We start from the raw sequence: 11,020 nt of genomic DNA, 5'->3' as shown, positions 1-11,020 counted from the left end.
CGGCCGGCGCCGCCCGGGGTGGGGTGGCCCCCAGCCCCCGGCGGAGCCACCGGCTCCGGCGGCGAATCGTTCCCGCTGTTCCCCGGAACCTGCGGCGGGGCCACCGCCGGCGCGTCCGGGGTCGAGGAAACGGTCGGCTCCACCGGCTGCTCCGGGTCCTCCCCCGCCGTCAGCGACAGGCCGACGACCGTGCCGAGCGCCACCACCGTCAGCGCCCCGGCGGCGGCCAGCAGCACCGTCTTGCGCGGCCGGCCCGGTCCGGGCCCGGGCCGCCGCACGTACGCCGTCGCCGTCCCCGTCCCCGTCGGAGCCGGAGCCGGCCGCGGAGCCGCCGTGAACGCGTCCGCGTAGACCTGGGACAGGGTCGCCGGCGAGCCGGCCGGCTTCCCGATCACCGGGGTCACCTGGGTGACCGCCTCGGAGCCGGCCTGCTTCGCCGCGGCACCCGCGGGCGGCAGGGCGGCGAGGACCGGCGGGGCCTCCAGCCGCAGCGGCGGCGAGGCCTTCGCCCCCATCGCCTCCCGGTCCCGGTCGGTGACCAGCGCCAGCGCCCGCCGCCCGGCGACCGTGCCGCGCTTGTCGGCCAGCGCCCCGCGCAGCCCGATCGAGGCCTCCAGCTCCGCCCGCGCCCGGTCCAGACGCCCCTCGCACAGCGCGAGGACGCCGAGCTCGTGGTGGAAGTACGCCTGCTCCGCGACCTCCCCGGCCTTCCGCGCGGCCTCCGCGCCCGAGCGCAGCACCCGCCCCCAGGCCTCCCAGGACGGCGCCGCCGCCAGCGCCGGGGCGGCCGTGCGGGCCAGCAGCACGGCGGCCACCACATCGGCCCCGCCCAGCGCGGCGAGCACCGCGTCGGCCTCCGCCGCGACCCGCTCCGGGGTCACCGAGGCGTGCCCGGTCCACCAGGCGTAGTGCCGGGCGGCGGTGCGCGCCTCCTCGGCGGCGCTCTCCGCGTACCCGGCCTCCTCCAGCTGCCGCGCGACCCCCTCCGCGAGCCGGTACCGCGGCCCGACGGGGGTGATCAGGCCGCAGCCGAGGAGTTCCGCGACGGCGGCGTCGGCGTGCGTGTCGCCGACCAGCGCGGGCAGGTGGGCGTGGTGCGGGAGTTCCCCGCCCAGGGCGCAGGCGCTCCGCAGGGCGGCCCGGGCCGACTCGCTCACCCGGGAGGCCAGCAGCTCGGCGGGGGCCGCGGCCTGGGCCAGGGTGGGCAGCGGCACGTGGGAGGGGTCGCGGGGGCGTCCCTCGAAGACCCCGGGCTCCTCGTCCTCGTCGTCGGCGGAGCCGCCGTTGAGCTCGTCGCGCTGCCGCAGCAGTGCGGCGGCCTGTACGAAGCGCAGCGGCAGCCCCTCGGAGGCGAACCGCAGGTCCTCCGCCCAGGCGGTCTCCTCGTCGGTGAGCGGCCTGCCGGTGGCGGCCTCCAGCAGCCGTGCGCAGTCGGCCCGGCCGAGTCCGCCGAGGAAGACCTCATCCAGGTGCGCGTCGTCGGAGGGGGCCTTGGCGTCGGGGGCGGCGGCGAGCAGGTAGGCGCATTCGGGGGTGGCGCGCAGCAGCTCGTCGAGGGCGGCGCCGCCGAGCTCCAGGTCGTCGAGGAGCACGATCGCGCCGATCTCGGCGACGCCCGCGAGGAGTTGCGTACGGTCGGGGCGCTCGTCCCGGGTGTCGTACACGGTGGCGTACAGGGTGTGGAGCAGTTCGGCGGGCTGCTGCCTGCCGTGGCCGCTGAGGCGGACGACCCCGTCGGGCGCGAGGTCCGCGCAGTCGGCGGCGACCGCGTCGAGGAGGGCGGTACGGCCGGATCCGGCGGGGCCGGTCAGCCGTACGGAGCGGCCGCGTCCGAGGAGGCGTACCAGCCGCTCCCGCTCGTCCGCGCGCGCCAGGAGCGGCGGGGCGGGCACGGGCGGCCCGGGCAGTACGGGCGGGCGCGCGGCGGCGTCCCGGTCGGCGCGGGAGGCGGCGGAGCGCTTGGCGGGGCGGCGGCCGGCCGCCTGGCGGGCTTCGGGCCGCAGGGGCTCGATCTCGCTGCCGTCGACGGGATTGACGGTGAGGGTGAACTCCCCGCTGGTCAGGGTGACGACGCGGGCGGGGGCCGGCGGCTGCGCGGCGGATCCCGGGGCCGGAGTCTTCGCCGTCGCGGACTTCGCTGTCGTGGGCTTGGCCGTCGTGGACTTGGCCGTCGTGGGCTTGGCGCTCGCGGTCGTGGGGGCCGCCGCCGGTGTCCCGGCCGGCCGGCCCGCCGCGGCCCGTTCGCCCTGGCCCGGCTGCCCCTGTGTACGCTCCATGCCCCTGTCCCCCGATCGCGCCGCGCGCCCGCCGCCGTCTTCGTCGTGCCCGGCGCCCGCTCACGTCGTTGTCGCCACCGGTCCGGTTTCGCCCGACCCTAGACCGTGGACGGGGCCGCCGTCACCGCCGGGGTGCCTTCACCACCGGACCCCCACGGTTCCTGCCGCCGGTCCTCGCGGTCAGTCCTTGCGGCCGGTCACGGCGACGGTGACGCCGAGGCCGATCATGGCGAGCCCGCCGGTGCCGCCGAGCAGGGAGAGGCGGCGCGGGGATCCGGCGAACCAGTCGCGGGTGGTGGCGGCCGCGAGGCCCCACAGGCTGTCGAAGACGATCGCGATCAGGTTGAAGACCAGGCCGAGCAGCAGCATCTGGAGCACGACGTGGCCCTGCTCGCGGTCGACGAACTGGGGCAGCACCGCGGCGAAGAAGACGATGGTCTTGGGGTTGGCCACGCCGACCGCGAAGCCCTCGCCGAGGGTGCGCAGGGTGCCGTGGGCCCCGGGGGCCGCCTCGGCGACCGCGGCCTGCAGCGATCCGCGGCCGCGGAAGGCCTTGACGCCCAGGTGGACGAGGTAGGCGGCGCCGGCCAGCTTCAGGACGGTGAAGACGAGGACGGAGCGCTCGACGACGGCGCCGACGCCGAGCGCCACGGCCACGACGAGTACGTACGCTCCGAGCGTGTTCCCGGCCACCGTGGTCAGCGCGGCCCGCCGGCCCTGGGCGAGCGCCCGTCCGACGACGAAGAGCACGCTGGGGCCGGGGATCACGATCAGCACGAGGGACATGGCCGCGAAGGCCAGCAGTCTGTCGGTGGACACCATGGACCCATGTAAACCGAGCCCGCCCCGGGGCCGCAGCCCCTTTTTCCCGGGCCCGGCCCCCGCCCGCCCGCCGCCCCTTGTCTCACACCCGGGGCAGGGACTCCGCCTTCCAGCCCGCCCTCGATCGCGAGGATGCGGTGCAGCCGGGTCGCGACGAGCAGCCGCTGCATCCGGTCGGGCACCCCGCGCAGGACCAGGCGCCGCCCGGTCCGGCCGGCCCGCCGGTGCGCCCCCATGATCACGCCGAGTCCGGTCGCGTCCCAGGAGTCCAGGCCGGTGAGGTCGAGCACGAGGTCGCCGTGGCCGTCGTCGAGGGCGGTGTGGAGGACCGTACGGGCGTCAGCCGCGCTGCGCACGTCGAGGCGGCCCCCGACAGCGAGTTCGGCGTGGTCGCCCCTGATGTACATGTGTGCTCCCCGGCTTTACTGCGTACGTGTGGTCCGACGGGTCCGTGGTCGGCAACTCTCACTGCAACTGACTGCCGTGCGGGCGGTGAAGTTGCCGACCGTGAGCGAACCGATACCTAATTCACCCCGTAGGGTGCGGGGATTCGAACGCTCGTCCTCAGTGCTTGTAGAAGCCCTGGCCGCTCTTGCGGCCGATGTCGCCCGCGTCGACCATGCGGCGCATCAGCTCCGGCGGCGCGAACTTCTCGTCCTGGCACTCGGTGTAGATGTTGCTGGTGGCGTGCAGCAGGATGTCGACGCCGGTGAGGTCGGCGGTGGCCAGCGGGCCCATGGCGTGCCCGAAGCCCAGCTTGCAGGCGATGTCGATGTCCTCGGCGGTGGCCACGCCCGATTCGTAGAGCTTCGCGGCCTCGACGACGAGCGCGGAGATCAGGCGGGTGGTCACGAAGCCGGCGACGTCGCGGTTGACGACGATGCAGGTCTTGCCGACCGACTCGGCGAACGCGCGGGTGGTGGCGAGGGTCTCGTCGCTCGTCTTGTAGCCGCGCACCAGCTCGCAGAGCTGCATCATCGGGACGGGCGAGAAGAAGTGCGCGCCGACGACCCGCTCGGGGCGCTCCGTCACGGCCGCGATCTTGGTGATCGGGATGGCGGAGGTGTTGGAGGCCAGAACGGCGTCCTCGCGCACGATCTTGTCGAGGGTGCGGAAGATGTCGTGCTTGACCTCCAGCTTCTCGAAGACGGCCTCGACGACGATGTCCACGTCGGCGACCGCGTCGAGGTCGGTGGTCGTGGTGATCCGCGCGAGCGCCGCCTCGGCGTCCTCGGCGGTCATCCTGCCCTTGGAGACGAACTTGTCGTACGAGGCCTTGATGCCGTCCGTGCCCCGGGTCAGCGCGGCATCGGTGACGTCCCGCAGGACGACGTCCCAACCCGCCTGAGCGGAGACCTGAGCGATCCCGGAACCCATCAGTCCCGCGCCGATGACGGCGAGCTTCCCAGCCACTGCACACCCCTCGTTGTTCTCAGTACGACCCGGCCTCGTAGCCTCTCCGGCGGAGACTAGCGCCCGTGAGGGGCGGAGTGACCGTGAAGTAACACGCGTCACGTCTCAGATGACGGACATCACACTGGTACGGCCCAGGAGGCGTACGCGGCCCCACAGTTCGGATTCCGCCACCGTCACAGCGGGCCGCAGACTCCTGGATGCGGCCCGGCCCCACCGGGCGGCGGTGCGGCGGCCGAGCCGCTCGACGGTACGCGGCCGGGGGCACGTCTACGCTGGCGCCATGGTGAACCTGACGCGCATCTACACCCGTACCGGCGACAAGGGCACGACCGCCCTGGGGGACATGAGCCGGACGCGGAAGACGGACTTGCGGATCTCCGCGTACGCCGACGCCAACGAGGCCAACGCCGCCATCGGGACGGCGATCGCGCTGGGTGCGCTGCCGGAGGAGGTGGTGAAGGTCCTGGTCCGCGTGCAGAACGACCTGTTCGACGTCGGCGCCGACCTGTGCACCCCCGTGGTGGAGGACCCGGAGTACCCGCCGCTGCGGGTGGAGCAGTTCTACGTGGACCGGCTGGAGGCGGACTGCGACGTCTTCAACGAGCAGCTGGAGAAGCTGCGCAGCTTCATCCTCCCCGGCGGCACCCCGGGCGCGGCCCTGCTGCACCAGGCCTGCACGGTGGTCCGCCGGGCCGAGCGCTCCACGTGGGCGGCGCTGGAGGAGCACGGCGAGGTGATGAACCCCCTGACGGCCACCTACCTCAACCGCCTGTCCGACCTCCTGTTCATCTTGGCCAGGACGGCCAACAAGGAGGTCGGCGACGTGCTCTGGGTCCCCGGCGGCGAGCGCTAACGCTTGGTTTCGGCCAGTGGGGCGTCCGGGTCCGCCGCGCCGGCAGGGGCCTTGCGGGGCCAGATCGTGTAGGTCGCGGCGATCAGGGCCTGGATGCCGACGACCTTCAGGGCGACGCCCTGGCCCGCCTGGAGCTGGGCGGTGCCGGCGGCGTCGCCGACGTACCAGATACCGGCCTGGAGCAGCCCGTACGCGACCGCGGCGGCGGCCAGGGTCCGCGTCCACAGCTTCCACTCGTGGACCGCGCGGGCCTTGCCGTACTTGCTTCCGGGCGGCTTCGGGCCCCCGGCGAAGCGGTGGGCGGCGTGCCCGTCGAGCCACTTCACCGTGTAGTGCCCGTACCCGACCGTGTAGCCGATGTAGAGCGCCGCGACGCCGTGCCGCCAGCTCGGTTCCCCGCCGTTCTTCAGGTCGACGAAGGACGCCACCAGCAGCACCAGCTCCAGCAGCGGCTCGCACAGCAGCAGCGCGGCGCCCAGCCGCGGCATTCCGGCCAGGTAGCGCAGCGCCAGTCCGCCCGCCAGCAGCACCCAGAAGCCGACCTCACAGGCGATGATCAGCCCGACGAGCATGACGGCTCTCCCTTCCTTCTCCGGTTCCCCCGCTTCTCCTCCAAGGGTTCCGGCCGCCGCGCCCCGCCGCGTCGTCGCCAGTGACGAAAGCCGGCTGCATCCTTCGATGTAGCGCCTTCTCAGCCCGGGCGCCGAGGCCCCGCCGCCGCGGACCGTGTTGGATGGGGGCGTGCTCCCGAAGATCCCCCGCCCGCACCGCGACGACGTGCTGCTCGCCGCCGTCAGCGTGTTCGCCGGCCTGCTGCTGTGGGTGCTGGGCGTGCACAGTTCGCCCAGCCGGGACCTCCTGCCCGACTGGGCCGTGCTGGTCCCGCTGCTGGTGCTCGGCGCCCTGGAGCTGCTGCGCCGCACCCTGCCCCACGTCACCCTGTCCGTCGGCACCCTCGCCGTCATCGCGGACCAGTTCACCCTCGGCAACATCGCCAGCGTCATCATCTTCACCGACCTGATGTACGCGGCCGTGGTCTACGGCAAGCCCTCCATGGCCCGCCGCCTCCCGGTCACCACCGGCCTGATCACCGTGGCCGTCACCATCGGCTCCCTGGTCTGGCTGCGCACCCCGCAGGCCCTGCTCATCGGGGTGGTCACCGGCATCGTGAGCTTCGCCCCGGCCCTGACCGGCGCCACCCTGCGCAACCACCGCGAGGCCGCCGAGGCCGCCCGGCTGCGCGCGGAGCAGACGGCGCTCCTGGCCGAGATGGACCGCAGCCAGGCCGTGGTGGCCGAGCGCGCCCGGATGGCGCGCGAGCTGCACGACATGGTGGCCAACCACCTCTCGGCGATCGCCATCCACTCCACCGCCGCCCTCTCCATCGACTCCCCCGCCACCAGCCGCGAGGCCCTCGGGGTGATCCGGGAGAACAGCGTGCAGGGTCTGGCGGAGATGCGCCGGCTGATCGGGCTGCTGCGGGACGCGGGCGCGGAGCAGGAAGCCGTCGCCGTGCCCTCCCTGGACGGCCTGGACGCCCTGCTGGGGCAGGCCCGTACGAACGGGTCGGCGAGCGGGCTGGACTTCGTCCTGGCGGACGAGCGGCCCGCCGGGGCGGCGCTGCCGGCACCGGTGGAGCTGGCGGCGTACCGGATCGTGCAGGAGTCGCTGACCAACGCCCTCAAGCACGCCGCCCCCGGAACGGTCCGGGTCCGCGTGGCGCACGGCGCGGGGCTGCTGACGGTGGCCGTGGACTCCCCATACGGGGACCGGCCGGACCCGCGCGCCCCGGGTTCCGGTGCCGGGCTGATCGGCATGCGGGAGCGCACGGAGCTGCTGGGCGGGACGTTCACGGCGGGCGCGACGGACAGGGTGTGGCAGGTGCGGGCGGTGCTGCCCGCCGAGGAGAGGGCGGTGCAGTCATGACCATCAGGGTGCTCGTGGCCGAGGACCAGCGGGCCGTACGGGCCGGCCTGGTGCTGATCCTGCGCAGTGCGGGCGACGTCGAGGTGGTGGGTGAGGCCGCCGACGGTGAGGAGGCGGTGCGGCTGGCGGACGAGCTGCGGCCGGACCTGGTCCTCATGGACGTGCAGATGCCGAAGCTCGACGGGGTGTCGGCCACCCGGCAGGTGGTGGAGCGGGGGCTGGCGGACGTGCTGGTCCTGACCACCTTCGACCTGGACGAGTACGTCTTCGGCGCGCTGCGGGCGGGGGCCGCGGGCTTCCTGCTGAAGGACGCGGACGCGGCGGAGCTGATCGCGGCGGTGCGGACGGTGGCGCGCGGCGAGGGGCTGATCGCCCCGGCGGTGACCCGGCGGCTGATCGCCGAGTTCGCGGCGCCGAAGGCGGTACGGGCCCCCGTGCGGCCGGGGGCGGCCGCGGCGGTGGAGTCGCTGACGCGGCGCGAGCGGGAGGTGCTGGGGGCGCTGGGAGAGGGCTTGTCCAACGCGGAGATCGCCGTGCGGCTGGACATGGCGGAGGCCACGGTGAAGACCCACGTCAGCAGGCTGCTGGGGAAGCTGGAGCTGCGCAGCCGGGTCCAAGCGGCCGTACTGGCCCAGGAGTTGGGGATCTAGACGACCTCTGGAGCTAAGGTCTGGACCTCTTGACGCTTGGTCCAGACCTTTCTAGTCTCACCGCATCACTGTGGTGAGCGTGCCATGACGTACAGCGACACGAGGCGTGCTCACGGGCGGCGCAGGTCCCACCCCCATGTACCGGTCGGCCCCACGATCGGTACGGACCTACGGAGGAGCACCCTTGAGCACAGCACCCCCACGCAACCGTCTGTTCAGGAGGCTGGCCGCCACCGTGGCGGCCCTCGCCCTGCCCGTCGCCGGCCTCGTCGGCCTGGCCGGCCCGGCGCAGGCGGCCCCTTCCGCGACCGCGACCTACACCAAGGTCTCCGACTGGGGCTCCGGCTTCGAGGGCAAGTGGACGGTGAAGAACACCGGCACCACCACCCTCAGCAGCTGGACCGTGGAGTGGGACTACCCGGCCGGCACCCGGGTGACCTCCGCCTGGGACGCCACCGTCACCAGCTCGGGCAACCGCTGGACCGCCAAGAACGTCGGCTGGAACGGCACCCTGGCCCCCGGCGCCACCGTCAGCTTCGGCTTCAACGGCACCGGCGCCGGCGCCCCCTCCGGCTGCAAGATCAACGGCGGCTCCTGCGACGGCGGCACCAACCCCACCGACAACCCGCCCTCGGCCCCCGGCACCCCCACCGCCACCGGCGTCACCGAGAACGCGCTGACCCTGTCCTGGTCGGCGGCCACCGACGACAAGGGCGTCAAGAACTACGACGTCTACCGCAACGGCGGCAAGCTCACCACCGTCACCGGCACCACCTTCAACGACGGCGGCCTGACCAAGGGCACCAGGTACACCTACTCGGTGACCGCCCGTGACACCGCCGACCAGACCGGACCCTCCTCGGGCGAGCTCACGGTCACCACCCCGGGCGGCGGCGGCACCGAGCCCCCGGACCCCGGCGCCAAGGTCAAGCTCGGCTACTTCACCGACTGGGGCGTCTACCAGCGCAACTACCACGTGAAGAACCTGGTCACCTCGGGCAGCGCCGCGAAGATCACGCACATCAACTACGCCTTCGGCAACGTCCAGAACGGCAAGTGCACCATCGGCGACGCCTACGCCGACTACGACAAGGCCTACACCGCCGACCAGAGCGTCGACGGCGTCGCCGACAACTGGGACCAGCCCCTGCGCGGCAACTTCAACCAGCTGCGCAAGCTCAAGGCCAAGTACCCGAACATCAAGGTCCTCTACTCCTTCGGCGGCTGGACCTGGTCCGGCGGCTTCGGCCAGGCCGCCCAGAACCCGGCCGCCTTCGCCGACTCCTGCCACGCCCTGGTCGAGGACCCCCGCTGGGCGGACGTCTTCGACGGCATCGACATCGACTGGGAGTACCCCAACGCCTGCGGACTGTCCTGCGACACCAGCGGCGCCGCCTCCTTCAAGAACCTGATGTCGGCCCTGCGCGCCAAGTTCGGCGGCTCCAACCTGGTCACCGCCGCGATCTCCGCCGACGGCTCCAACGGCGGCAAGCTCGACCTCGCCGACTACGGCGGCGCCGCACAGTACGTCGACTTCTACAACGTCATGACGTACGACTTCTTCGGCGCGTGGGACGCCAAGGGCCCCACCGCCCCGCACTCCCCGCTGACCTCCTACGCCGGCATCCCGATCGCCGGCTTCAACTCCGAGGCCGCCATCACCAAGCTCAAGGGCAAGGGCATCCCCGGCTCCAAGCTCAACCTCGGCATCGGCTTCTACGGCCGCGGCTGGACCGGAGTCACCCAGGACGCCCCCGGCGGCACCGCCACCGGACCCGCCCAGGGCACCTACGAGCAGGGCATCGAGGACTACAAGATCCTCAAGACCAGCTGCCCCACCACCGGAACCGTCGCCGGCACCGCCTACGCCAAGTGCGGCAGCAACTGGTGGAGCTACGACACCCCCGCCACCATCGCCTCGAAGATGACCTGGCTGAAGAACCAGGGCCTCAAGGGCGCCTTCTTCTGGGAGTTCAGCGGCGACACCGCGGGCGGCGAACTCGCGGCCGCGATCCACACCGGGCTGCAGTAACCCCCACGCACTGCACGGCCCGGTGTACGACGAAGCCGGGGAGGCGGGACCGTCCCCCGCCTCCCCGGCTTCCTCACGTACCGGTCGCCTCAGGCCACGTTCACCCTCTGCCCGGGCGGCGCGGCCTCCAGCCACGCCAGGAACCCGGTCAGCGCGTCCTCGCTCATCGCCAGCTCCAGGCGCGTCCCCTGGTGGGAACAGCCGAGCACGACGGCGTCGGACAGCAGGGCCAGCTCCTCCTCGCCCTCGGGCGCGCGCCGCGCGAGCACCTCGATGGAGGAACGCTCCAGCAGCCGGCGCGGGCGGGGCGAGTACGAGAAGACGCGGAACCACTCGATCCGGTCACCGCTGTAGCGGGCGACCCCGTAGACCCAGCCCTTGCCGGAGACGTCGGGCTCCTCGGCCACGCCCCAGCGCATGCTGCAGTCGAAGGTCCCGCCGGACCGCTGGATGAGTCTGCGGCGCAGCCCGAACACGAACAGCCCGATCACCACCAGGGCTACGACCAGGCCGCTCACAAGCAGAGCGAGGAGCATCTTCACCGACCTCCTCGCTCATCGAAAACCGCACAAACAAAAGTACGTACATCGCCTCAGCCGCGACCCGGTCCGGAAAATTCCGGACCCGACCGCGGCTGAGGTATCAAACTGTTCGGTACGGGGCTCAGTGGCCCGCGACCGCGCGCAGCCGGACATCGGCGCGACGTTCGGCGGCCGCGTCGGCCTCCGACTTCGCGCGCTCCAGTGCCCGCTCCGCCCGCTGGACGTCGATCTCGTCCGCGAGCTCGGCGATCTCGGCCAGCAGGGACAGCTTGTTGTCCGCGAACGAGATGAATCCGCCGTGCACCGCGGCGACGACAGTGCCGCCCTCGCTGGTACGGATGGTCACCGGGCCCGATTCCAGCACACCGAGAAGCGGCTGGTGACCGGGCATGACGCCGATGTCGCCGGACGTGGTGCGGGCGACGACCAGGGTGGCCTCGCCGGACCAGACATTGCGGTCCGCCGCGACCAGCTCGACGTGCAGCTCAGCAGCCAAGGTGGCT

10 protein-coding genes and 1 pseudogene are annotated in these 11,020 nt (G+C 73.1%); 4 read left to right on the top strand and 7 right to left on the bottom strand.

Annotation, left to right across the window (positions count from 1 at the left end; all coding sequences use genetic code 11):
* The 4 genes and pseudogenes from SSNG_RS42305 to SSNG_RS24520 form a co-directional block, all read right to left on the bottom strand.
* Window positions 1-2,276 (bottom strand): ATP-binding protein (locus SSNG_RS42305; RefSeq protein ID WP_007266605.1); only part of this gene is annotated, 2,276 nt, incomplete at its 3' end.
* Window positions 2,277-2,456: 180 nt separating this feature from the next.
* Window positions 2,457-3,098, bottom strand: a complete 642-nt coding sequence (locus SSNG_RS24530; protein ID WP_042801801.1) for a LysE family translocator — start codon at window positions 3,096-3,098, stop codon at window positions 2,457-2,459.
* An 82-nt stretch (window positions 3,099-3,180) separates the two neighbouring features.
* A pseudogene (locus SSNG_RS24525) lies at window positions 3,181-3,505 on the bottom strand (STAS domain-containing protein).
* A gap of 157 nt (window positions 3,506-3,662) precedes the next feature.
* Window positions 3,663-4,511: a 3-hydroxyacyl-CoA dehydrogenase family protein gene (locus SSNG_RS24520; RefSeq protein WP_007266602.1), complete on the bottom strand. Its 849-nt coding sequence runs from the start codon at window positions 4,509-4,511 to the stop codon at window positions 3,663-3,665.
* Window positions 4,512-4,794: 283 nt separating this feature from the next.
* Here SSNG_RS24520 and SSNG_RS24515 point away from each other — a divergent pair, with 283 nt between their 5' ends.
* Window positions 4,795-5,367, top strand: a complete 573-nt coding sequence (locus tag SSNG_RS24515) for a cob(I)yrinic acid a,c-diamide adenosyltransferase (RefSeq protein WP_007266601.1) — start codon at window positions 4,795-4,797, stop codon at window positions 5,365-5,367.
* Here the strand turns inward: SSNG_RS24515 and SSNG_RS24510 are convergent.
* The gene (locus SSNG_RS24510) at window positions 5,364-5,939 is read right to left on the bottom strand and encodes a hypothetical protein (RefSeq protein ID WP_007266600.1); all 576 of its coding nucleotides are present in this window, start codon (window positions 5,937-5,939) and stop codon (window positions 5,364-5,366) included. The genes SSNG_RS24515 and SSNG_RS24510 overlap by 4 nt on opposite strands.
* A gap of 169 nt (window positions 5,940-6,108) precedes the next feature.
* On the opposite strand from SSNG_RS24510, the gene SSNG_RS24505 reads away from it, so the two are divergent.
* The 3 genes from SSNG_RS24505 (at window position 6,109) to SSNG_RS24495 (ending at window position 9,975) form a co-directional block, all read left to right on the top strand.
* A complete protein-coding gene (locus SSNG_RS24505; RefSeq protein WP_241695110.1) occupies window positions 6,109-7,293 on the top strand; it encodes a histidine kinase in 1,185 nt (394 codons plus the stop codon).
* Window positions 7,290-7,943 carry a response regulator transcription factor gene (locus SSNG_RS24500; RefSeq protein WP_007266598.1) on the top strand — a complete coding sequence of 218 codons (654 nt, stop codon included), beginning with the start codon at window positions 7,290-7,292 and terminating at the stop codon, window positions 7,941-7,943. The genes SSNG_RS24505 and SSNG_RS24500 overlap by 4 nt, the downstream gene beginning before the upstream one ends.
* 136 nt (window positions 7,944-8,079) lie before the next feature.
* On the top strand, window positions 8,080-9,975 hold the full coding sequence (locus SSNG_RS24495; RefSeq protein ID WP_007266597.1) for a glycoside hydrolase family 18 chitinase: 1,896 nt from the start codon (window positions 8,080-8,082) through the stop codon (window positions 9,973-9,975).
* Between the two features lie 89 nt (window positions 9,976-10,064).
* On the opposite strand, the gene SSNG_RS24490 is transcribed toward SSNG_RS24495, so the two are convergent.
* Both SSNG_RS24490 and SSNG_RS24485 read right to left on the bottom strand, forming a co-directional pair.
* A complete protein-coding gene (locus SSNG_RS24490; protein ID WP_125816350.1) occupies window positions 10,065-10,511 on the bottom strand; it encodes a DUF2550 domain-containing protein in 447 nt (148 codons plus the stop codon).
* 127 nt (window positions 10,512-10,638) lie between these two features.
* Entirely contained in the window at window positions 10,639-11,013 is a 375-nt protein-coding gene (locus tag SSNG_RS24485) for a F0F1 ATP synthase subunit epsilon (RefSeq protein WP_007266595.1), read from the bottom strand.
* Window positions 11,014-11,020 lie beyond the last annotated feature (7 nt).

Source organism: Streptomyces sp. C (genome assembly GCF_000158895.1).
Lineage (GTDB): Bacteria > Actinomycetota > Actinomycetes > Streptomycetales > Streptomycetaceae > Streptomyces > Streptomyces racemochromogenes.
This window is presented reverse-complemented; position numbering and strand designations above follow the sequence as displayed.